General features: G+C 71.2%; 21 protein-coding genes. 17 read left to right on the forward strand and 4 right to left on the reverse strand.

Annotated elements, in window-relative coordinates; translation table 11 throughout:
• Positions 1 to 14 precede the first annotated feature (14 nt).
• Together VZL07_RS19625 and VZL07_RS19630 are read left to right on the forward strand one after the other, a co-directional pair.
• Positions 15 to 1,313 (forward strand): UDP-glucose dehydrogenase family protein, encoded by a 1,299-nt coding sequence (locus tag VZL07_RS19625; protein WP_426757140.1) that lies wholly within the window; start codon positions 15 to 17, stop codon positions 1,311 to 1,313.
• Between the two features lie 2 nt (positions 1,314 to 1,315).
• Positions 1,316 to 2,503 carry an acyltransferase family protein gene (locus tag VZL07_RS19630; protein ID WP_426757141.1) on the forward strand — a complete coding sequence of 396 codons (1,188 nt, stop codon included), beginning with the start codon at positions 1,316 to 1,318 and terminating at the stop codon, positions 2,501 to 2,503.
• A gap of 37 nt (positions 2,504 to 2,540) precedes the next feature.
• On the opposite strand, the gene VZL07_RS19635 is transcribed toward VZL07_RS19630, so the two are convergent.
• Positions 2,541 to 2,831, reverse strand: coding sequence for a hypothetical protein (locus VZL07_RS19635; protein WP_426757142.1), 291 nt, complete (start codon positions 2,829 to 2,831; stop codon positions 2,541 to 2,543).
• Positions 2,832 to 2,930: 99 nt separating this feature from the next.
• Here VZL07_RS19635 and VZL07_RS19640 point away from each other — a divergent pair, with 99 nt between their 5' ends.
• Both VZL07_RS19640 and VZL07_RS19645 read left to right on the forward strand, forming a co-directional pair.
• Positions 2,931 to 3,557 (forward strand): hypothetical protein, encoded by a 627-nt coding sequence (locus VZL07_RS19640; RefSeq protein ID WP_426757143.1) that lies wholly within the window; start codon positions 2,931 to 2,933, stop codon positions 3,555 to 3,557.
• A gap of 102 nt (positions 3,558 to 3,659) precedes the next feature.
• Positions 3,660 to 6,281: an O-antigen ligase family protein gene (locus VZL07_RS19645; protein ID WP_426757144.1), complete on the forward strand. Its 2,622-nt coding sequence runs from the start codon at positions 3,660 to 3,662 to the stop codon at positions 6,279 to 6,281.
• 24 nt (positions 6,282 to 6,305) lie between these two features.
• On the opposite strand, the gene VZL07_RS19650 is transcribed toward VZL07_RS19645, so the two are convergent.
• Positions 6,306 to 6,842 (reverse strand): aminoacyl-tRNA deacylase, encoded by a 537-nt coding sequence (locus tag VZL07_RS19650; RefSeq protein ID WP_426757145.1) that lies wholly within the window; start codon positions 6,840 to 6,842, stop codon positions 6,306 to 6,308.
• 139 nt (positions 6,843 to 6,981) lie between these two features.
• Positions 6,982 to 8,304 (reverse strand): N-succinylarginine dihydrolase, encoded by a 1,323-nt coding sequence (gene astB, locus VZL07_RS19655; protein WP_426757146.1) that lies wholly within the window; start codon positions 8,302 to 8,304, stop codon positions 6,982 to 6,984.
• A gap of 17 nt (positions 8,305 to 8,321) precedes the next feature.
• On the opposite strand from astB, the gene VZL07_RS19660 reads away from it, so the two are divergent.
• The 11 genes from VZL07_RS19660 (at position 8,322) to VZL07_RS19710 (ending at position 18,455) form a co-directional block, all read left to right on the forward strand.
• Complete coding sequence (locus VZL07_RS19660; RefSeq protein WP_426757147.1) at positions 8,322 to 9,275, forward strand: lysophospholipid acyltransferase family protein; 954 nt, start codon at positions 8,322 to 8,324, stop codon at positions 9,273 to 9,275.
• A gap of 12 nt (positions 9,276 to 9,287) precedes the next feature.
• Positions 9,288 to 9,839: an LPS export ABC transporter periplasmic protein LptC gene (gene lptC, locus VZL07_RS19665; RefSeq protein ID WP_426757148.1), complete on the forward strand. Its 552-nt coding sequence runs from the start codon at positions 9,288 to 9,290 to the stop codon at positions 9,837 to 9,839.
• Positions 9,836 to 10,441: an LptA/OstA family protein gene (locus tag VZL07_RS19670; RefSeq protein ID WP_426757149.1), complete on the forward strand. Its 606-nt coding sequence runs from the start codon at positions 9,836 to 9,838 to the stop codon at positions 10,439 to 10,441. The genes lptC and VZL07_RS19670 overlap by 4 nt, the downstream gene beginning before the upstream one ends.
• Complete coding sequence (gene lptB / locus VZL07_RS19675) at positions 10,438 to 11,178, forward strand: LPS export ABC transporter ATP-binding protein (protein ID WP_426757150.1); 741 nt, start codon at positions 10,438 to 10,440, stop codon at positions 11,176 to 11,178. The genes VZL07_RS19670 and lptB overlap by 4 nt, the downstream gene beginning before the upstream one ends.
• Before the next feature lie 246 nt (positions 11,179 to 11,424).
• On the forward strand, positions 11,425 to 12,942 hold the full coding sequence (gene rpoN, locus VZL07_RS19680; RefSeq protein ID WP_426757151.1) for an RNA polymerase factor sigma-54: 1,518 nt from the start codon (positions 11,425 to 11,427) through the stop codon (positions 12,940 to 12,942).
• 144 nt (positions 12,943 to 13,086) lie between these two features.
• Positions 13,087 to 13,737, forward strand: coding sequence for a GNAT family N-acetyltransferase (locus VZL07_RS19685; RefSeq protein ID WP_426757152.1), 651 nt, complete (start codon positions 13,087 to 13,089; stop codon positions 13,735 to 13,737).
• 13 nt (positions 13,738 to 13,750) lie between these two features.
• Complete coding sequence (locus tag VZL07_RS19690; protein WP_426757154.1) at positions 13,751 to 14,536, forward strand: hypothetical protein; 786 nt, start codon at positions 13,751 to 13,753, stop codon at positions 14,534 to 14,536.
• Positions 14,537 to 14,647: 111 nt separating this feature from the next.
• Entirely contained in the window at positions 14,648 to 15,532 is an 885-nt protein-coding gene (locus tag VZL07_RS19695; RefSeq protein ID WP_426757155.1) for an SDR family oxidoreductase, read from the forward strand.
• A gap of 222 nt (positions 15,533 to 15,754) precedes the next feature.
• On the forward strand, positions 15,755 to 16,423 hold the full coding sequence (gene hpf / locus VZL07_RS19700; protein ID WP_426757156.1) for a ribosome hibernation-promoting factor, HPF/YfiA family: 669 nt from the start codon (positions 15,755 to 15,757) through the stop codon (positions 16,421 to 16,423).
• Between the two features lie 690 nt (positions 16,424 to 17,113).
• Positions 17,114 to 17,575 carry a PTS sugar transporter subunit IIA gene (locus tag VZL07_RS19705; protein WP_426757157.1) on the forward strand — a complete coding sequence of 154 codons (462 nt, stop codon included), beginning with the start codon at positions 17,114 to 17,116 and terminating at the stop codon, positions 17,573 to 17,575.
• 34 nt (positions 17,576 to 17,609) lie between these two features.
• Complete coding sequence (locus tag VZL07_RS19710) at positions 17,610 to 18,455, forward strand: hypothetical protein (RefSeq protein WP_426757158.1); 846 nt, start codon at positions 17,610 to 17,612, stop codon at positions 18,453 to 18,455.
• Here the strand turns inward: VZL07_RS19710 and dtd are convergent.
• The gene (gene dtd / locus VZL07_RS19715; protein WP_426757159.1) at positions 18,452 to 18,913 is read right to left on the reverse strand and encodes a D-aminoacyl-tRNA deacylase; all 462 of its coding nucleotides are present in this window, start codon (positions 18,911 to 18,913) and stop codon (positions 18,452 to 18,454) included. The two genes, VZL07_RS19710 and dtd, sit on opposite strands and share 4 nt — an antisense overlap.
• Before the next feature lie 184 nt (positions 18,914 to 19,097).
• Between dtd and dacB the strand changes: the two genes are divergently transcribed.
• Together dacB and VZL07_RS19725 are read left to right on the forward strand one after the other, a co-directional pair.
• A complete protein-coding gene (gene dacB, locus VZL07_RS19720; RefSeq protein ID WP_426757161.1) occupies positions 19,098 to 21,344 on the forward strand; it encodes a D-alanyl-D-alanine carboxypeptidase/D-alanyl-D-alanine endopeptidase in 2,247 nt (748 codons plus the stop codon).
• 214 nt (positions 21,345 to 21,558) lie between these two features.
• Complete coding sequence (locus VZL07_RS19725; protein ID WP_426757162.1) at positions 21,559 to 22,050, forward strand: single-stranded DNA-binding protein; 492 nt, start codon at positions 21,559 to 21,561, stop codon at positions 22,048 to 22,050.
• Positions 22,051 to 22,162 lie beyond the last annotated feature (112 nt).

Raw genomic sequence — 22,162 nt, forward strand, 5'->3', positions numbered from 1 at the left:
CTGGGACTCCTTCAATGCGTATTGCCATCATCGGAACCGGCTACGTCGGCCTTGTCGCGGGCACCTGCTTCGCGGACTCGGGCAACGACGTCACGTGCGTGGACATCGACGAGCGGAAGATCCGCATGCTCCAGGCGGGCGAGGTCCCCATCTACGAGCCGGGGCTGGAGGAGCTCATCAAGAAGAACGTGCGCGAGAAGCGCCTGTTCTTCACCCGCGACCTGCCGGAGGCCGTGACGAACGCGCAGGTCGTCTTCATCGCCGTGGGGACGCCCGAAGGCGAGAGCGGCGACGCCGACCTCCAGTACGTGCTGGCCGCCGCCGAGCAGATTGGCAAGGCGATGAAGCAGTACACGGTGGTGGTGGACAAGAGCACCGTGCCGGTGGGCACCGCGGACAAGGTGCGCGAGGCCATCCGCAAGGTGACGGACGTGGAGTTCGACGTCGTCTCCAACCCGGAGTTCCTCAAGGAAGGCGCGGCGCTGGACGACTTCCTCAAGCCCGACCGCGTCGTCATCGGCGTGGACTCCGAGCGGGCCCGGAAGGTGATGGCGGACCTGTACTCGCCCTTCGTGCGCACCGAGAACCCGGTGCTGTTCATGGACACGCGCTCGGCGGAGCTGACCAAGTACGCGGCCAACGCGATGCTGGCCACGCGCATCTCCTTCATGAACGACATCGCCGCGCTCTGCGAGAAGGTGGGCGCGGACGTGGACTTCGTGCGCAAGGGCCTGGGCTCGGACAAGCGCATCGGCTACCCGTTCCTCTTCCCGGGCGTGGGCTACGGCGGCTCCTGCTTCCCCAAGGACGTGAAGGCGCTGGTGGCCACCGGCCGTGAGTTCGGCCTGGAGCTGGACCTGCTGCGCGCGGTGGAGCGCACCAACGAGCGTCAGAAGAAGCTGCTGGTGAACAAGGCCGCCAGGCACTACGGCTCGCTGGAGGGCCGCAAGTTCGGCGTGTGGGGCCTGGCCTTCAAGCCGAAGACGGACGACATGCGCGAGGCGCCGTCCATCGAGGTCATCGAGGGCCTCATCGGCAAGGGCGCCCAGGTGATTGCGCACGACCCGGTGGCGCCGCACACCGCCAAGCGCGTCTTCGGTGAGCGCATCCGCTACGCCTCGGTGCCCTACGAGGCGCTGGAGGGCGTGGATGGCCTCTTCGTGGTGACGGAGTGGAACGAGTTCCGTCACCCGGACTTCGAGCGCATGAAGTCGCTGATGAAGTCGCCCGTCGTGTTCGACGGCCGCAACGTGTACGACCCGGCGCGCATGCGTGAGCTGGGCTTCACGTACTACGGCATCGGCCGGCGGTAGCGGTGAGCGGCAGCCGGGCTCTCGACGCGCTCACGGGGCTGCGCTTCGTCGCGGCCCTGCACGTCGTGCTGTTCCACTTCGCGGCGCCGTGCCTGGGCCCGGCGCCGGAAGCTGTGCGCAACTGGGTGGGCTCCGGCTACGCCGCGGTGGGGGTCTTCTTCGTCCTGTCGGGCTTCGTCCTCGCGTGGAATTACCTGGACGCGGACGGGCGCATGGAGACGTCGCCGCGGGCCTTCTGGGCCGCGCGTGTCGCCCGGGTGTACCCCGTCTACGTCCTGGCGTTCCTCCTGTCCGCGCCCACCACCATCGCCGCATCGGTGGCGGCCAATGGCTGGACGTTGGCCTCCGCGAAGCTGGCGGTGGGCGGCCTGGCCGCGCTGAGCCTGCTCCAGGCGTGGGTGCCCAGGCTGGCCCTCTACTGGAATCCGCCGGGCTGGTCCGTGGCGGTGGAGGCCTTCTTCTACGCCCTCTTCCCCTGGCTGGCGCGAGCGCTGCCCCGGCTCCGGTCCTCGTGGCTTCCCCTGGCCCTGTGCGGCACCTGGGCGCTGGGGCTGGCGCCGTCGCTGCTGTACCTGGGGCTGCTGCCGGACGGGCCCGGGCCCGTGGACGTGGCCTCGGCGGGGATGTGGCTGATGGTGCTCAAGTTCAGCCCGCTGACGCGGCTGCCCGAGTTCCTCTTCGGGGTGCTGCTCGGCGTGTGCTTCGTGCGCGAGCGCCAGGCGGGGAGGGGCCGGGGCTCGGGCGCGGTGCTGGCGGCGCTGGGCACGCTGCTGCTGGTGGCGGCGGGCGCCGCGGGCGAGCGGATTTCGTACCCGTTGATGCACAACGCGCTGCTGGCGCCGGCGTCGGGGCTGCTGGTGTATGGCCTCGCGCGAGGCGGCGGCGCCCTGGGCTGGCTGCTGTCGCGCCCCGTCCTGGTCCGGCTGGGCGGCGCCAGCTACGCGCTCTACCTGCTCCAGTACCCGGTGTCGGAGGCCGCCAAGGGACTGGGTGAGGTGCTATCGCCCTGGGTGGAGCTGCGCACGCCCGAAGGGGGGCTGGCCCTGGTGCTGCTGCTGGGCGTGTCCGCGTCGCTGTGGGTGCACCGCTCCGTGGAGACGCCCCTGCGCACGCGCGTGCGTGACGCGCTGAAGGCCTGGGTGGAGGCGCGTCACCCGGCGGGCGCGGGGACGGTGACGTCCGGTTCCTGAGCGCCGGACATGCCGCGGAAGCGGGGGCGGGGACGCCTCAGCGGGACAGGCCGCAGGCGCGCTTGCCTTCGTCGGTCTCGATGGCGCGGCAGTCGCAGCTCTCCACCAGCTCCTCGCACACGGCCTCGTCCTCCGCCGTGGGCTCCACGCGGTTCTCTTCCTGGGACGCGCGCCGCAGGCACAGCTCCTTCTCCACCGAGTTGATGGCGCAGTCGCACAGCTTCTCGGACAGCTCGCGGCAGGCGCCCTTGCAGCCAGCGAGGCCGGAGAGGGCGGAACAGAGGAGGGCGGCGGTGACGATGAAACGGCGCATGGATGCGGCGAACATGCCAGAAGGTCCCCTGGATGCAAGCTGGCTTCGAGGCCTTCGTGTCGGGGCAGGTGCTAGGGTTGGCCGCCTGCTTCGCCCCAGGGGGAAACACCACACATGCTGTCACTCATCGCCGTCGCACTGCTGGCCACCGCGCCCGGGCCGACCTCACCCTCGTTGCTGCAGCCGCAGGCGGGGCGCTCCGTGGCCGCCCGGCTGCTGGTGGCCCAGGCGCCAGCCCAGGGGGAGGACCTGGACGCGGCCCCGCCCTCCGACGCGCCCGCGCTCCCGCACGAGGACCTCGACGCCCGCGTCCGCGAGCTGACGCGGCAGATTTCGCGGCTCCAGAGCGAGATTCGCACCGTCGACACCAACTGGCCGACGGGCTCGCTCATCATGGCGTACTCGGGCTACGTGCTCTCGCCGCTGCTGCTGCTGGGGGTTCCCCTCATCATCCTCGGGCTGAACACGTCCAACGATGACGACAAGGGTGTGCTGGTGGCCCTGGGCGCGGGCCTGACGGTGGGCGGCGCCGCGGGCGTGGGATTGCTCATCGCCGGCGTCGCCACGGGGAGCAAGCGTGCGGCGGTCAACCGGGCGTACCGTGAGAGCCTGGTCAACCAGCGCATCGAGCTGGAGGACGAGCTGCGGGAAGTGAAGGCCCGGCGGGATGCACGCGGCGCGTTGCGGACGCGGACCTGGACGCCGCGGCCCAGCCTGCCGCTGGTCGCATTCGCCTTCTGATGTCGTGTTTCGAGCACGCCAGGCTTCCTGGTGGCTCGTACTGGAGGCGGGGGGGCGGGCAGGGGAAAGAGGTCCTGTGATACTTCCCGCCTCGTTCCCCGCATGCCCCGCTCCTCCCGCAGCGCCTCCCGTTACACCCTGTTCGCCGAGGCGGCGCTGACGTCGCTCGTCGTGCTGTGTCCGTTGGCGCTGGGAGGCGCGGCGCGCTGGCTGCTCTGGCCGCTGGTGACGCTGTCCGGCGCGGCGGCGGTGCTGGCGGCCATTGGCGCGAAGCGGCAGGGGCAGTCGCTCCGCGTTCCACTGCTGGCGGTGCCCCTGGCCGTGGGCGCGGGGCTCTGCGCGGTGCAGCTGGTGCCACTGCCCTCAGGCGTCCTGACGCTCGTCAGTCCAGAGGCGGCGGCGCTGCGCGAGTTCGCGTTGGTGCCCCTAGGGCTCGAAGGGGCACGACCCGTGTCGCTGGACCCTCCGGCCACGTGGCGCGAGCTGGCGAAGCACCTGGCGTACCTGCTGGCCTTCCTCGCGGCGGTGCAGGTGTGCCGCTCTCGCACGAGCCGGGAGCGGCTGCTCTCGGCGGTGGTGTTCACCGGCGCGGGCCTCGCGGTGGTGGGGCTGGGGCACGCGCTGCTGGGCATGAAGTCCCTCTTCGGCGTCTGGCCCTGGGTGCATGCGCAGCCGACGCTGGTGACGCCGTTTGGCAATCCGAACCACCTGGCCGGCTTCCTCGGGCTGGCGTCGACGGTGGGCGTGGGGCTGGCGCTCACGCGCAGGCAGCGGGCCCGGGCGTGGCTCCCGGCCCTGGCCGCGGGGGTGTCGGGGCTGGGCGTGGTGCTGTCGCTGTCGCGTGGAGGCATTGCCTTCTACGTCTTCGGACAGGCGCTGCTGGCGGTGCTGCTGCTGCGCCAGCGCCGCGCTTCGAGCGAGGGGGCCACGCCGGCCTGGGCGCGGAGCACCGCGGCGTTGATGGGCCTGCTGGCCGTGCTGATGGTGGGCGCGTACACGGCGGCGGATGGCTTGTGGGCGGAGGCGCGCACCACGGACAGCGTGGAGAAGCTGCGGCACTCCAAGGTGTCGCTGTGGCCGATGATGGCGGAGGCCGCGCGGGCGTTCCCGCTGCTGGGCATGGGACGGGGCGCCTTCGAGGTGGCGTTTCCCCGCTACCAGTCGGAGCCCAACCCCAACACCCTCACGCACCCGGAGAACGCGGTGTTGCAGGCCGCCGCGGAGCTGGGGGCGCCCGGGCTGGTGCTGCTGGCGGTGGCCGTCTGGGGCTTCCTGCGCCTGCTGCGGCGCGGGGGGCTGGAGACGCTGGACCTCGCGGCGCTCTCGGGCGTCGCGGCGCTGGCGCTGCACGACCTCTTCGACTTCAGCCTGGAGCTGCCCGCGTGCGCGGTGGCGGCGCTGGTGGTGCTGGGCGCGGTGGCGCGTCCCCGCGAGCGCGCGTCCGAGGACCCGGCGTGGTGCGTGAAGCCCTCCGCACGGGTGCTGGTGACGGGCCCGGCGCTCGCGCTGGTGGCGCTGGTGGCGCTGGTGCCCGGCCGCCATCGCCTGGAGGACGCGGAGGCGGAGCTGGTGAAGCTCGTCACCTCGGGGGCGTCCGCCGGGGAGGCCCACGCGCGCGGACTGACTCTGGTGGACCGGCACCCGGCGGACTACCTGCTGTACCGGTTGATGGCCTCGGCGCACGCGGCGCGGGGGCGCGAGGGGGCGGGAGAGGCGCTGGCCCTCGTCAACCGGGCGCTGTACCTGTCGCCGCTGGATGCCAGCTCGCACCGCGTGGCCGCGCGGGCGCTGCTGTCGCTGGGCCGGAGCGCCCAGGGCTTCCTGGAGTACCGGCTGGCGCACGAGGCGGGTGATGCCTCCGTGCTGCTCGGCGAGGCCCTGCCCCAGGCACAGTCTCTGGCGTCCCTCACGGTGCTGACGCCGCGGGCGCCGGCCACGGCGGTGCGGATCGTGGACTCGCTGGCCAACACGCCCGGGCGCATGGCGCTGGCGCTGGAGTACGCGCACTGGGCGCGGGAGCACTTCGCCGGCGAGCCGGAGGTCGCGGCGCTGTGGGCGCGCGAGGCCCGGCTGCGAATCATTCGCGGGGAGCTGGAGGCGGCGGAGGCGGCGCGCGCAGAGGTGGAGCGGCTGGCGCCGGACGCCCTGGACACGCACCTGCTGCGAGCGGAGGTGCTGCGGGCGCAGGGCCGGCGAGAGGAAGCGCTGCATTCGTTGGAGCGGCTGCTGGCACGCTTCCCGGGCAACGTGGCGTTGTCGTTCCAGCTGGCGGCGCAGCAGCTGGACGCGGGCCTGACGCGGCGGGCGAAGGAGACGTTGCAGGCGCTGGCGCCCTTCATCACCGACTACGCGCAGCGCGCGCGGCTGCTGTCCATGGAGGCCGCGTGCCTGGAGCGCGAGGGGCTGCTCTCTCGCGCGCTCGAGCGGCGGCAGACGGCGGCCCGCCTGGCGCCCAGCGCGGACGCGTTCTTCGCCGTGGCCCGGACGCAGGAGGCGCTGCGCCGATATGACGCGGCGGCGCGTTCGGTCCATGAGGGCATGCGGCACCTGCCTCCGAGCGCGCGCGCGGAGGCGCGGGCGTGGGCGGAGCGGCTGGAGGGCGCCGAGCGCGAGCGCGTGGAGTCGCGGCGCAAGGCGCTGTCGGACGACCCTCGCGCCGAGGAGCTGGAGTACCTGCTGCGCAACCCACCGGACGCCGACGGGGAGGCGCGGGACACGCACTAGGCGGTCCGGGCGCCTCGCTCCGAATCAGGCGTGCGCGTGGGCCTCTTCGAGAGACCGCACGGGCGCGCCAGTGCCGCTCGCCGCCTGACGTTGCTGTTCCTGCTCGATGAAGGAGGCCACCAGGGGCCACTCCAGGGTGGCGAAGTCCTGGAAGCGCATCTCGAGCGCCTCCTCGTGCGAGCCGGCGCGGAAGAGCAGCCGCTCGGCCAGGCTGAGGGACTCGTCCACGGCGACGGGCAGGCCGTAGAGCTCGCCGAAGGGGGGCTCGGCGCCTACCTCGCAGTCGGGGAAGTGGCCGGAGAACTCCTCCTCGGTGGCGAGTCGGACGTGCCTGGCACCCAGCATGGCGCGGACCTGGTCCAGGTCCACCGAGCTCGCCGCGGGAACGACGACAATCCATGGCTGCCGGTCCGCCATCACGATGACGGACTTGGCCACGCGCCAGCCAGAGACGTGCAGCGCCTCGGCCACCTCCTGGGCGCTGACGGCACGCGGGTGCCAGTACCGCTCGAAACGCACCCCGTTGCGGCGCAGGTAGTGCTGTATCGCTTCGGGAATCATGGAAATCTCACCTCCTCTGTAAGAGAAAGGTGATGACCCGGAGCGGGTCCGACCACGGACGCCTGCCACATTCGGGCTCACGGCCTGCCGCCGGGCCCCCGGACGCCCGCCCCTGGGGCGGCCGGGCGTCCCGTGACACTCACTGCTGGAAGTCGTAGACGCTGCCGAGCCGGAGGATGCGCGTCAGCTCGTCCAGCGCCGTCATCGTCTCGCGCGCCAGCTGCGGGTCCTGCAGGTCCTTGGGCCGCAGCACCTCGCGGTAGTGCCGCCGCACCCAGCCGGCCAGCGAGTCATGCAGCGCGGGCGTGTAGAACACATCCGCCTTGATGGCCCCGCGCTCCTCGTCCGTCAGCCACACCCGCTGACGCAGGCAGGCCGGCCCGCCGCCGTTGTTCATCGACTGGCGCACGTCCAGGTAGTGCACGGCCTTCACCGGCGTGTCCTCGGCCACCACGCGCTCCAGGAACTGCCGCGCCGCGGGCGTCTCCCGGCTCTCCACCGGGGCCACGATCGCCATGGTGCCATCCGGCAGCGTCAGCACCTGCGAGTTGAACGGGTACGCCTTCACCGCGTCCTTCACCGGTAGCTCCGCCTGGGTGGCCACCACCGCGCGGAAGTCCTGCCCCAGCTTCTCGCGCAGCACCGCCAGCAGCCCCGCGTGGTCCACGAAGGCCAGCTCGTGCAGCATCAGGAACCGCTCGTTGCCCACCGCCAGCACGTCCGTGTGGAAGGCCCCCGCGTCGATGCCCTCTGGGTGCTGCTGCGGGAAGAGCACCGACCTGGCGTCCAGCTGGTGCAGCCGCGCCAGCGCCTGGCTCGCCTCCAGCGTCTGCCGGGCCGGGAAGCGGCTGGGCCCCTGCACGTCCTGCCACGCGCTGCGGCCCCAGGCCAGCAGGTGGACGCCCGCGTGCCCCGGTGTGGACAGCCGGGTGTGGTTGGCCGCGCCTTCGTCCGCGAAGTGGCTGCTGCCCGGCAGCGGCGGGTGGACCGCGAAGTGCTTCTCGTTCGAGAAGATGGCGCGCAGCACCGCGTGCGTCGTCTCCGCCTCGATGGCCCGGTGGTACATCTGCGACAGGTTGGCCGGCGTCAGGTGCACGCGGCCGTCCGCGGTGTCCGCGCTGGGGGCCACCGTGGCCGCGTTGGCCGTCCACATGGAGGAGGCGCTGGACGTCAACCGCAGCAGGTGCTCCGCCTCGCGCGCGGCCCGGGTGATGACCTCCTCGTCCGTGCCCGTGAAGCCCACCGCCCGCAGGGCCCTCAGGGACGGCCGGGGCTGGGGCGGCAGCACCGCCTGTCCCACACCCAGCGCGGAGACGAAGCGCATCTTCTCCAGCCCCTGGAGGGCCGCGTCCCGGGGGTGGCTGGGCTCACCGCCGTGGCTCTGCGACGCCAGGTTGCCGGGCGAGAGGCCGCCGTAATTGTGGGTGGGCCCAACGAGCCCGTCGAAGTTGTATTCGCGCATGGGATATTGAACGCCTCGTGGAGCGTCCACCCTTAGCAAAGCGCCTCAAGCGTTTCCTCCGCTACGTGCTCATCCGTGGCGTCCTGTTGCTCCTTCAACCTCTGCCGCTGGGGGTGGCCCGGAGCCTGGGCGCGCGCCTGGGCGCGCTCGCCTACCACCTCGCCGGTGGGGAGCGGCGCAAGGCGCTGAAGTCCCTTTCCGTGGCCTTCCCGGAAAAGTCGGAGGCAGAGCGGCAGGCCCTGGCCCGGGAGGCCTTCCGCCACCTGGCGGCCGCCGCCCTGGAGGTGGCCTGTACGGGGGCCCTGGACGAGGCCCTGGAGCGCCTGGTGGTCTGGCCGGAGGCCGACCGGCGGGTGCTGGAGACCGCCCTGGCCCGGGGGCGCGGCGTCGTCTTCGTGTCCGGACACGTGGGGAACTGGGAGCTGCTCGCCCGGCGGGTGGCGCGCGCGGGCTACCCCAGCCAGAGCATCGCCAAGGAGACCACCGACCCGCGGCTGACGGAGCTGGTGGGCCGGTTCCGGGCCCGGGGCGGCGTGCGGAGCATCTGGCGCGGCCAGGACGGGGCGGCCCGGGCCATGCTGCGCGCCCTGCGCAACGGCGAAATCCTCGGCATCCTCATCGACCAGGACACGCGGGTGCAGTCCCTCTTCGTGCCCTTCTTCGGGCAGCTGGCCGCCACGCCCCGCGCCGCCGCCGACCTGGCCCTGCGCACCGGCGCGGCGGTGGTGACGGGCTTCTGCCACCGGGACGGGGAGGGCTACCGCCTGTCCATGGAGGAGGTGCCGGTGCCGCAGGACGCGGACCGCGAGGCGGCCGCCCTGGCCCTCACCGCCGCCCTGTCCGGTCGCATCGAGGCGGCCATCCGCCGGGCGCCGGAACAGTGGGTCTGGATGCACCAGCGCTGGAAGACGCGTCCACCGGTGGGCGCGGCCGTCCCACTTCCGGAGGCGGCGCCCGCCTCGTCCGGGTGATAAGGAAGCCCCGTGTCACGCCTGCTCGCCGCCAGCCTCCTCGCCCTGGTGCTCGCCCCCGGCTGCAAGCCTGGGTCCGGCGAGGGTGCGTCCGCCGCCCAGCCGCCCCCCGAGGTGGTGCTTCACGGCGCGCGCCTGGAGTCCTTCGAGGGCGAGCGGCTGACCCGGTCCGGCACCGCCGAGCAGCTCACCTACCAGCGCACCACTGGTGACGTGTGGGCCTCCAACGCCACGCTGCGGATTCCCCCCGGCCAGGCTGGTGCGGGGGCTCCGCCGGGGACGGAGGGCGGGGTGGAGGTGAGCGCCCCGAATATGGAGGGCAGCCTCGCGTCCAAGCAGGTGGTGGCCTCGGGCGGCGTCATCATCCGCACCGGAAAGGGCATGGAAGCCCGCACTCCCCGGTTGACGTACGACGTCACCACGGAGCGGGCGCATGGAAACGAGGGCGTACAGGTGAAGGGGCCTGACTACCAGCTGCGGGCGGACCGCTTCGAGCTGTTCTTCCCGGATGAGACATTCACCTTCGCGGGCTCCGTGGAGACCGTGGTGGGAGCGCCAGAGTGATTGAGTTCCTCGTGATGGCCTTCTTCGTCGCGCAGCCCGCGCCCGCGGTCGCCGCCACGCCTTCCTCGGGCGCTCCGCCGGCCGCCACGGGCGCGCCCGCCGCGGGGGGAGGGGGCACCCGGGCCCCGAGCCCCCTGGGGGGCAAGGCGCTGAAGGAGCCCGTTCAAATCAAGGGTGACAACGTCGTCTTCCAGAAGTCCCAGGCCACGCTCACCGGCAACGTGAAGGTGAAGCATCTCACGCTCGACCTGACGTGCGACCGGATGACGGCCAACTACACCGCCCAGCGCGAGGTGACGCGCGTGGTGTGCACCGGCGGGGTGGAGGCCGTGGACGGGGACCGCATGGCCCGCGGCGAGCGCGCCGAGTACGACGTGCCCAGCGGCGTGCTGGTGGTGACGGGCTCGCCCGAGGCCCGCCAGGGCACCACGCACATGCGCGGGACGAAGGTCCGGCTGACGCTGGGCAACGAGCGGCTGGAGGTGGAGAACGCCGTCATCGTCTTCGAGTCGCTCCCCTCCAACCCCGCGCCCGCCAAACGCAAGGGCCGCGCGTCGCCGTCGGCGCCAGCCTCCTCCGCCCAGGGAGGCACGCCGCGATGAGCGCGCAGTTGCTCGCAGAAGGCCTGGAGAAGACCTTCCGTGGCCGCAAGGTGGTGCGGGGCGTGTCCTTCAACGTGGCGCCCGGCGAGGTGGTGGGCCTGCTGGGCCCCAATGGCGCGGGCAAGACGACCAGCTTCAACATGGTCGTGGGGCTGGTGTCTCCGGACGCGGGGCGCGTGCGCATTGGCGACGAGGACCTCACGCACCTGCCCATGCACCGCCGCGCCCGCCGGGGCGTGGGCTACCTGCCCCAGGAAGCGTCCGTCTTCCGCAAGCTCACGGTGCGCGACAACTTCCTGTCCGTGCTGGAGCTCCAGAAGGGCCTGGACGCGAAGGCCCGCGTGCAGCGCGCCGACACCCTCCTGGAGGAGTTCGGCCTCACGCACGTCGCGGAGTCCCTGGGGGAGACGCTCTCCGGTGGCGAGCGCCGCCGCGCCGAGATTGCCCGCAGCCTCATCCCCCAGCCCCGCTTCATCCTCTTCGACGAGCCCTTCGCCGGCGTGGACCCCATCAACGTGGGCGACCTCCAGCGGCAAATCTTCCTCCTCCGCGAGCGGGGCCTGGGCGTCCTCATCACCGACCACAACGTCCAGGACACCCTGGGCATCTGTGACCGCGCATACATCATCGCACAGGGGCAGATTCTCGAGGAGGGCACCCCGGCGGAGATCGCCGCGTCTCCCAAGGCGCGGGCCGTCTACCTGGGGGAACGGTTTCGCCTCCAACAAGCGCTCTAAGCACGGCTGGCCACCTGTCAGAGGCATGCTTAGAATGGGTTGGCCCCGCTTTTGCGCCGACCTATCGGCGCCCTATTGACACCCTGAGTGGGTCCAAGCTCTTGGATTCCTTGTAGAATTCTGAGCATGCAAGCAAGGGACCCCCGTTTCAGGGCTGGACGAAGTCAGGGCACCTTGTTACGTTGGCACGGTCTTTGATTGTGGTCCTCTGTCGAGGGACCGAATCAACCCTGGAGACCCCGTCTCATGGCGATGGAACTGAAGCAAAGCCTGAAGCTTGCCCAGCAGCTGGTGATGACGCCGCAGCTGCAGCAGGCCATCAAGCTCCTCCAACTGTCTCGCATGGAACTGCTCGAGCAGGTCCGCGAGGAGATGGAGCAGAACCCGCTGCTGGAACAGCCAGACGAGCAAGCTCCGGGAGATGTGGCAGACAAGGAACCCGGTGAAGCCTCCCTGGAGGCGGACAACGTCGAGATTCCGCGGGACGTGGAGCTGCCCTCCGCCTCCAGCGACACCACCACCGAGTTCAAGGGCGACGGCGAGGGCCCGCCGGAAATCGACTGGGAGCAGTACCTCAACAGCTACCAGTTCAACGAGCCCACCACGGCCTCCAACAAGGGCAACGTGGCCACGGACGACCTGCCGTCGTTCGAGGCCAACCTCGTCAAGAAGGAGGACCTGGTCGACCACATCCAGGAGCAGCTGGGCACGCTGCGCCTGAACGACGCCGAGCGCCGCATCGCGATGCTCATCCTGGGCAACCTGGATGATGACGGCTACCTCAAGCTGCCGGAAGTGGACGGAGACCCGCTCATCCGCCTGGCCAACGAGGCGGACGTGCCCATGCACGTGGCGGAGCGCACGCTGCGCCGCATCCAGATGTTGGATCCGCGCGGCTGCGGCGCGCGGGACTTGCAGGAGTGCCTGCTCATCCAGCTCCAGGGCATGAGGGAGCCGCACGCGCCGCTGCTGGGCCTCATCATCAAGCGGCACATGAAGTACCTGGAGAGCAAGAACCTGCCGGCCATCGCCAAGGACCTGAAGGTGTCCCTGGAAGAGGTGGTGGAGGCGGTGCGGCTGCTCCCGAAGCTGGACCCGAAGCCGGGCCGCAACTTCAGCGGGGACGACGCGCAGTACATCACCCCCGACGTATTCGTCTACAAGATGGGGGACGACTACACGGTGGTGCTGAACGACGACGGCCTGTCCAAGCTCCGCATCTCCGGCACCTACCGCAACGCGCTGAAGACGGGCGCGGTGGGGCCCGGCCAGACGAAGGACTTCATCCAGGACAAGCTGCGCAGCGCCATGTGGCTCATCCGCTCCATCCACCAGCGGCAGCGGACCATCTACAAGGTCACCGAGAGCATCGTGAAGTTCCAGCGGGACTTCCTGGACAAGGGCATTGCCCACCTCAAGCCGCTCATCCTCCGGGACGTGGCCGAGGACATCGGCATGCACGAGTCCACGGTGAGCCGCGTCACCACCAGCAAGTACGTGCACACGCCGCAGGGCATCTTCGAGCTGAAGTACTTCTTCAACTCGTCCATCGCCCGCGTCTCCGGTGAGGACACCGCGAGCGAGGCGGTGAAGCACCACATCAAGCAGCTGGTGGCGCAGGAGGACCCGCGCAACCCGTACTCGGACCAGAAAATCGTGGAGCTCTTGCGCGCGCAGGGCACCGAGATTGCCCGCCGCACGGTGGCCAAGTACCGCGAGGTGCTGGGCATCCTCCCCAGCAGCAAGCGCAAGCGGTACTACTGAGCCGGGCTTGTCCCAGCGCGCCGCGTGCCCGCGGCGTGATGATGTGGTGGTGGAGCAGGTCCGCAACGGCCATGGCCGGGGCCCGGAGCCGCGGAGGGCGCGCCGCTTGTCCGCGGCGCGTCGGCGTGGCCAGACTGGCGCCGCATGAGCGCCACCCCACCTCCCGATTCCGGCACGCCCCGCCGTGAGTGTGTGCCCCTCGTCGTCCCGCCCATCACCCTCGAAGGGCGGGACGTCCGCCTGGAGCCGCTGCGCTCCGAGCACGCGCCGGCCCTGGCCGCGCTGTGCGAGGACGACCTCTTCACCTGGTTCTCACGGGTGATGCGGACCGAGGCGGACGTGGCGGCCTTCATCGACAGCGCCTGCCAGGCGGCCGAGCGGGGGAGCGAGCGCCCCTTCGTCATCATCGAGCGGCGGACGGGCGCGCCAGTGGGCAGCACCCGCTACCTCGACATCCAGCGCGACCACCGCACGCTGGAGATTGGCTACACGTGGCTGGGGCGCCGCGTGTGGCGCACGCGCGTCAACACCGAGTGCAAGTACCTGCTGCTGCGGCACGCCTTCGAGTCGCTCGGCGTCATGCGGGTGCAGTTGAAGACGGACCGGAACAACGCGCGCTCCCGCGCGGCCATCGAGCGGCTGGGCGCTCGCTTCGAGGGCGTGCTCCGCAACCACATGCTGGTGCGCGGCGGCGTGGTGCGTGACAGCGCGTACTACAGCGTCATCGACACGGAGTGGCCGGAAGTGAAGGTTCGGCTGGAAGGGCTGCTCGCCGCGGACGGGCCGCGGGTATAGGGTGCGGCGCCGCATGAACCGCATTCTTCGTCGCAACCTTCTTCGCGCTCCGGCAGGCGCCTTCGTCGCGGTGGGCCTGCTGTCGGGCTGTGGCAGCAGTCTCACCTCGGAAGTCGTCGACCTGGCGTCGCTGGCGGACCGGACGCTCACGCTCGCCCAGTCGGATGTGGACGTCTACGAGGGGCTGGACGAGCCGGGCTCCCACCGCGTCACCGTCACCTTCTCGCCGGCGGTGGAGGAGGACCGCTGCACCGAGCTGCGCGAGGGCGTCACGGCCACCTTCAACGGCCTGCCCATGACGCTGGAGCGGGGCGGGGTGGATGGCACCGCGGGCCGCGACGTGTGCGTGCCCACGCGGGCCTACTACGACTTCGACCCCAACGTCTGGGTGCAGCAGCCCGCGGAGAACGGCCGCGTCGTCCTCCAGGATGGCACGCACACCATCACCCTCGTCCTGGAGCGCGGCAAGGCCAAGCGCCTCTTCTCCTTCCAGGGCCCGGGGGCCGAGGACCGGCTCACGCGCGGCCAGGAGTACTCGTTCCGGTGGCTGCCCGAGGGCGAGGTCCCCGGCCCCATCTCCGCCACCCTGCTGCGCGAGGGCGGGACCGCCACGGCCACCATCCCCACCACGCAGGAGGAAGCGGTCGTCAGCTTCACCCTGCTGCAGACCACGCCTGTCGCCGCCCACCTGCTGACGCTGAGCGCGACCGCGCCCGGCAACGTGCTGGAGTGCACGGGCGTCGCCGCCTGCGCGGCGACGGTGTTCCACTCCGAGGAGCGGGTCGTCAACGTGCAGTGAGCGGCCGGGGAGCGGGCGGGGGAGCGGGCCCTGGGCTTTCCGGGCTCGATTGCCGCGGCGTGCCGCCACGCCCACCGTGCCTGGGTACTTCCTTTCGGAAAGGACCCAGTCATGGCCCAGAAGAATCCCGACCCGCGCAGCGCCGGCCCCCAGCCGCCCTTTCCCCAGCAGTCCCAGCCGCACCCCGGACATGAGGGGCGGATGACCCCGGAGCCCGACTACGGCGAGCAGTCCTACAAGGGGCTGGGCCGGCTCAAGGACCGGGTGGCGCTCGTCACCGGCGGGGACAGCGGCATTGGCCGCGCGGTGTGCCTGGCCTTCGCGCGCGAGGGCGCGGACATCGCGGTGTCCTTCCTCAGCGAGGGCGACGACGCCCAGCAGGTGAAGCGCGTGGTGGAGGAGGCGGGGCGCAAGGCGCTGCTGCTGCCCGGAGACCTCTCCGTGGAGGCCCACTGCCGCAAGCTGGTGGAGGACACCGTGAAGCGCTTCGGGCGCATCGACATCCTCGTCAACAACGCCGCCTACCAGGGCGAGGCGGTGGAGCGCTTCGAGGACCTGGACCCCGAGCGCCTGGAGCGCGCCTTCCGCACCAACATCCTCGCGATGTTCCACCTGGTGCGCTACGCGCTGCCGCACATGAAGGAGGGGGGCACCATCATCAACACCACCTCCATCCAGGCGTACGACCCCTCGCCCGCCATCCTGGACTACGCCGTCACCAAGGGCGCCATCGTCAACTTCACCAAGGGACTGGCGCGGCAGCTCATCGAGCGAGGCATCCGGGTCAACGCCGTGGCGCCCGGCCCCGTGTGGACGCCGCTCATCCCCCAGTCCTTCGACGCGGAGAAGACGTCGAAGTTCGGCAAGGACTCCCCCATGGGCCGCCCCGCGCAGCCCGCGGAGCTGGCGCCGTCCTACGTGTTCCTCGCCTCGGACGAGTCCCGCTACGTCAACGCGGAGGTGCTGGGCGTGACGGGCGGGCGGCTGCTCGCGTGAGCTGACGCGACGCGTGACTTCACTGGGAGCAGTGCTGGCATGGCCCCATGGTGGGGCCATTGCCAGTGATTGCCAGTGACGGGTGGTGCAGGCGGGATGTCCTCCCTCGGACTGGCGGTGTGTCCGGGAACAGGCAACCTGTTGGGGCGGGTTGCTTTCCAGGGCTCGGAAAGTTTCAGATCCGTCACGGAGCCCACCTCTCACCCTAGGAGGCAGCCACGCATGCAGTTCAACATCACCTTCCGTCAGTTCGGGGCGTCGGATTCCCTCAAGGAGTACGCACGCGAGAAGGTCGAAAGGGTGAACCGGCTGCTGGACCGTGCCGGCGAGGCCCATGTGGTCCTGTCGTTGGAGCGGCACCTGCACCATGCGGACATCACCATCCACTCCGGCGCCTGGGTGCTCCGAGGGCGTGACAAGAGCGATGACATGTACGCGTCCATCGACCTGGCGATGGACAAGATTGAACGCCAGCTGCGCCGCTACCGTGACAAGCTGAAGACGCACCATGGCCGTGAGCGCGTCCACCACCGGCAGGATCTGGTGGAGCAGCTCCGGGTCCGCCACGCCGTGTTCGAGCTCCCGGACGTGGAGGCGCTGGAGTCCCTCGCGGAGGCCTCGACGAGCGAGGCGGCGCCGAAGCCCGCCGTCGCCGTGCCCGTCCAGCCCGCGGCGCAGCCGCCGTCGGCGCGCGAGGTGCGGGCCACCCACCTCACCGTCAAGCCGCTCACGGTGGATGATGCGGTGATGCAGATGAATCTGATGAACAACGACTTCTACGTCTTCCACAACGTGGCGTCGGAGTCGCTGTGCATCGTCTACCGGCGCAAGGATGGCCAGTACGGCCTCATCGAGCCGCACGCCCCGGCGGTCGCCGCCACGGGGACCTGAGCCTGAAGACATGCGCCGTCACCCGGCCTCAGGGGTGACGGCGTGTGACAGCTGGAAGGCCGCTGCGTGCCAGGCGCGTCACGCGCCAGGCCTCAGTGGCCGCGGCAGTCGAAGCGCTGGCGTGGCCACTGAGGCCGCGGGAGCTCGAGGGCCGGGCGGGCGTTGACGGGCGCCGGCGTCATCGAGGCGGCGCGTTCACTCAGGGACCGCGACAGCAGCTCTCGCGGGAACGCGACGCGTCCACGTCGCGCCCCCGCGTGCCGCGGTCCCGCATGCCCCCAAAGCCCGCTTCCGAGTGGTCGAGGGCCTGGGGGCGCGCACCGGCGTGGCCCTGGAGCCACGTCCCGTCCTCGGAGAAGGCCGCCGAAGCGGCCCTGGGCCCGGGTGTGGGCCGCCCTGGCCAGCACCAGCCCCTCCCTCTTCATGGCGAGGGGCTGGGCGCGGTAGCGGCCACGCAGTCCCTCCGAGTCCACGGCGAGGGTGGGAAGTCCCTTCGTGCCCCGGGTGGGGGGCGTAGCCACCTTGAAAGCGCGGGCACCCGAAGCCCCTATCGCCCTGGAGGACGGGCTTCCCTTCCGCGTCATGATGCGCAGTGTGCGCGGCGTGCGTGCATCATGACAGGCCACCCTTGCGCTAAAGAGGGGTGAGGAGTAATTGCCGCCCACCAGGAGCGCCAGCGCGGGAGCGTCAGTGAGAATCGCCGAGTTCCTCAGCCCCCAAGCCGTCATCGCCGACATGCAGTCGCGGACGAAGCCCGAAGTGTTGCGTGAGCTGAGCGCCACGCTGGTGCGCGCGCATCCGCAGCTCTCCGCGGAGCGGCTGGTGGAGGTGCTGCGCGAGCGCGAGAAGCTGGGCAGCACCGGCATCGGCGAGGGCGTGGCCATCCCCCACGGCAAGCTGCCGGGCATGGCCCAGCTCCAGGCCGCCTTCGGCGTGTCGCGCGCCGGGGTGGACTTCGAGGCCATCGACGGCAAGTCCACCCACCTGTTCTTCGCGCTGGTGGCGCCGGAGAACAGCGCTGGCGTCCACCTGAAGGCGCTGGCTCGTATCTCCCGGTTGTTCAAGAATCCGCGCTTCCGGGCCGCCATCCTCGAGGCACCGACGGCCGCGGACATCCACGCGCTCATCGTCCAGGAAGACGCGCGGCCTTGAGTCGGGCGGCGTTCCGGGGGGAACATCCGCAACCATGGACGTCGTCCTGAGGCCCATCAGCGACCGCTTCTTTCACGACCACCTGCTGCCCTTCTTCCGGCGAGCCATGGGCGATGCCTCCGGGGCGCTCGAGTCACTCCAGGAGCACCTGGGGGATGGCCAGGCGCGCATGCTCTGCGAGCGGATGCTCGCCACGGCGCTCCCAGGCGGCGTGGGCTCCGTGGACGCGGACCCCTGGGCGGACCTGGTGGACCGGCTCGTCTTCCTTCCCTGGATGGAAGGCCCGTCGGGCTGGGAGGTGGGGGACGCGGAGGTGGGCTACGCGGACGGCTGGGACGAGGCCCTGCACCTGTCGCTGATGGTGGAGGAGGCGGACTACCCCTACTGGGACGCGCGCGCGGCGCGCGAGGTGAGGGACCGCTTCCGCTTCCGGCCGCGAGAGGACGTGGGTCTGGCCTCGCTGCTGGCGGGGCAGTGGGAGCCCTTCCCGGAGTTCCCACCGGACCAGGTGTTCGTCACGCAGGGCCGGGGCGAGTACTCCCCGTCCGAGCGCTATGCCTTCGCGGACTGGGCGTGGCGTCCGGCGCGCAAGGTGGCGCACTGGCAGGTGAACCTGCCGCGCAAGCTGGAGCGGCTCCTGACGCGTGAGCAGGAGCGGATGCGCCTGCCGTCGCTGCCGGAGAAGGACGAGGTGCTGGCGTACTGGATGGGCAAGCAGGCCCAGCCGCCGCCGCTCACGGTGGCCTTCTCCGGGCTGGGGCCTCGCGCGGCCAACTGGATTCGCGAGCTGGGCGCGCTCACCGCGCACCTGCGCGGCGCGGCGCTGGCGAAGCAGGGACTGGCGGCGCTCGTCACGAAGGGCTCCGGCGTTCGCATCTAGCCCTTCGGCGCGGACGGCCCGGGGCTCTCCAGCAGCAGGGTGACGGGGCCGTCATTGACGAGCGCCACCTTCATGTCCGCGGCGAAGATGCCGGTGCCCACGCTCAAGCCACGCTGGCGCAGCAGCTCGCAGGTGCGCTCGTAGAGGGCCTTGGCGCCCACCGGCTCCATGGCGTCGATGAAGCTGGGCCTGCGGCCCTTGCGCGCGTCGCCGTAGAGCGTGAACTGGCTGACGACGATGAGCTGACGGGACGTGTCCTCCAGCGACAGGTTCATCTTCCCCGCGGTGTCCTCGAAGATGCGCAGTGTGGCCAGCTTCTCCGCCATCCACGCCACGTCCGCCTCGGTGTCGCCCTTGCCCACGCCCAGCAGCACCAGCAGGCCCGGGCCGATTTCGCTCACGCGCTGGCCCTCCACCGTCACCGACGCCTCCAGCACCCGCTGCACCACCGCTCTCATCGAAGTCTCCTCCTGGACAGGACGTGTTTCACAGTCCCCACGTCAGTCACGTCGTTACAGTTGGAATGTCAGGTTTCTGCCTGCTGGTAGAGCGAGCGCCCAGACGTGGACTCACGCTGTCTCTCACCCTTGCTCGTTTTTTGCCCCGTTCCGCATAATGGCACCTGACTTCCCCGGAGAGAGTGTGCAGGTCCATCGAGCCAGCTCCATCTTGGCCGCATCGGCCATCCTTTTCCTGTCGCTTTCTCACGTCGCGCACGCCGCGCCAGCTCCGGCGGAGAAGCGCGCGGACCGCGAGGCGCTGAAGGCCGCGCTGCTGGAGGTGCTCCAGCGCGCGCCGCTGAAGGCGAGCCGCATGGGCGTGCTGATGCAGAGCCTGGACGACGGAGACGTCGTCTTCAGCCACAACGCCGACGAGCTGCTCAACCCGGCCTCCAACGTGAAGCTGGTGACGTCCGCCGCCGCGCTGGCGTCGCTGGGGCCCGAGTTCCGCTACGACACCGAGTTCCTGGTGGAGCCGGAGCTGGGCGCGGACGGCAAGGTGAAGACGCTCTACGTGCGCGGCAAGGGCGACCCGTCCATGACGACGGAGCGCCTGTGGGGCATCGTCGCCGAGCTGTGGCACGTGGGCATCCGCGAGGTGGGCGAAATCGTCGTGGACGACTCCTGGTTCGACGCCGAGCGCACGCCGCCGGGCTATGACCAGGAGGACACGGACCGGGCCTACATGGCGCCCACCGGCGCGGTGAGCCTCAACTGGAACGCGGTGGCCATCTACCTGCGGCCCGGCAACGCGCCGGGCGCCAAGGGCGTGGTGGAGGTGGAGCCGCCCAGCGACTTCTTCGTGGTGGAGAACCAGCTCACCACCGGGTCGCGCCGCGCCCGCCGCGTGTTCGTCAAGTCGGACGCCGCGGGCTCGCAGCAGAAGATTGTCGTGCGCGGCCAGCTCCCGGCGGAGCGCAGTGGCGCCGTCAGCGTCTGGAAGAAAATCGACAACCCGCCCATGTACTTCGGCCAGTCGCTCAAGCAGATGCTGGTGACGCGCGGCGTGAAGATGCGGGGCAAGGTGAAGCTGGGCAAGACGTCCACCAAGGCCCGCATGCTGCACGTGTCGCAGTCGGACACCTTCGACGTGCTGCTCAAGCGCCTCAACAAGCTCTCCAGCAACTTCGTCGCCGAGCAGCTCTTGAAGACCATGGGCGCGGAGCTGCGGGGCGCGCCGGGCTCGTTCGCCAAGGGCGTGGAGGTGGTGGAGCAGTTCCTGGAGCGCGACGTGGGCATCCCCCGCGGCACCTACGTGATGAAGAACGGCAGCGGCCTCAACGACGCCAACCGCTTCTCCGCCACGCAGCTCAACCGCCTGCTGCGGCACATGGTCCAGCGCTTCCCCTTCGCGCCGGAGTACCTGTCGTCGGTGCCCATCGCGGGCAAGGACGGCACGCTGAAGTACCGCTTCGAGGGCAGCGACGCCGTGGGCCGGCTGCGCGCCAAGACGGGCACGCTGGAGAGCGTGTCCGCGCTGAGCGGCTATGTGACGAGCGCGGGCGGCGAGCGCTTCACCTTCTCCATCATGGCCAACGACTTCGCGGGCCGCGCCGGCCCCATCGTCGCGGGCCTGGACGCGCTGGGCGCGGCGGTGGCCGCCACCGGCTCCAGCCTGGGGCCGTCCACGGCGGTGGCCGCGCTGGCGGACGGCAGCCGTCCCGCCGGGGGCCTCAACGACGTGGCCGCGCGCATCAAGACGTACCTGGAGCTGGGCGCGCAGCGCGACCAGCGCAACATCGGGTTCCTGCGCACCGCGTGGCGCAGCGAGCGCGACCCGGCCGTGCGCGCGGTGCTGGCGGAGGGCCTCTACCAGTCCAACCCGCACGACTACCTGGGCGCGCGCACGCTGCTGGACAGCTACGCGGCCACCTCCGAGGTCTACGGCCGGCTGCGCGAGGTGGCACGGCTCCTGTCGGTGGACGTGCCGGGCGTGAGCAGCATGGTGGAGCTGGCCGCGGGCGGCAACGCGGAGGCGCTGGCGCGCGTGCTGGAATTGGCCGGCGCCGCGGGCACGGACGCCCAGGCCCAGGCGGAGATGGCCGAGGCCCTGGGCGAGGTGGCGCGCACCGCGCCGGAGGAGCTGGTGGTGGCGCTGCGGGCCGCCAGCGCCGGGGACCGGGACGCGTGCACCACGCTGCTGGCGCGCGCGCTGGTTCAGGCGGGGCAGGCGGACCACCCCTTCTGGAAGTCCCTGCGCCGCACGCTGGGCGCGTCGGACCCGCGGCTGGCGTCCTTCGCCAAGGGGCTGGACGCCACGCTGTCGCAGAAGGTGGCCGAGGCCAAGGCACCCGCCAGGACGCCGGACGGGCTCACCCCGGTGGAGGTGGTGGCGCCCGCGGGCAACGCGCCCGAGTCGCCCACCGCCGACACCCGCCCGGGCGGGTAGCCCGCGCCCACCCCGTTCCTCCCGAATCCCTCCGGCCGGGCGCAGCCTCCTCGCCCGGGTGGCAGGCAGGCGTACGGCCCCCGGGAAGAAGTCCGCTTTCTGGCTGGGTGTCAGTACCCACTGCTATAGGTGGGAATCAAACCCGGCGGGTGCGTCCTTGCCGGGCTGTAACCGGTCCTTGGTGGACCGGTTCTCGGGAGAAAGGAACGCAGTCATGGCTGGAGGCGTGAACAAGGTCATTCTCATCGGCAACCTGGGGGCGGACCCGGAGGTCCGGTTCACTCCCGGAGGGCAGGCGGTGGCGAACTTCCGCATCGCCACCAGCGAGAGCTGGGTCGACAAGAATGGCCAGAAGCAGGAGCGGACCGAGTGGCACCGCATCGTCGTCTGGGGAAAGCTCGCGGAGCTCTGCGGCGAGTACCTGAAGAAGGGGCGGCAGTGCTACGTCGAGGGCCGCCTGCAGACGCGCGAGTGGACGGACAAGGAGAACCGGAAAAACTACACCACCGAGGTGGTGGCCAACGCCGTGACGTTCCTCGGCGGTGGCGGGCGTGACGCCGGGGACGGCATGGGCGGTGGCGGTGGCGGTGGACGCCGGCAGTTCTCTCCGCAGCGCGGCGGAGGCATGGACAGCGACTACGGCCAGCCCCCGCCGGACGACATGGGCGGTGGCCATGGCGGCAACGACGACGACATCCCGTTCTAGGCCCGGCTGACGCCGCCGGTGTCCTGGAAATGAAACCGGCCGCTCCCCGGAAGACTCGGGGGCGGCCGGTGTGCTTTCCAGCGGGTGGGGCGGCCCCGGCGCGCGTGGCACC

The sequence above is a fragment of the Pseudomyxococcus flavus genome, assembly GCF_050038885.1.
In the GTDB taxonomy this organism is placed as follows: Bacteria; Myxococcota; Myxococcia; order Myxococcales; family Myxococcaceae; genus Myxococcus; species Myxococcus flavus.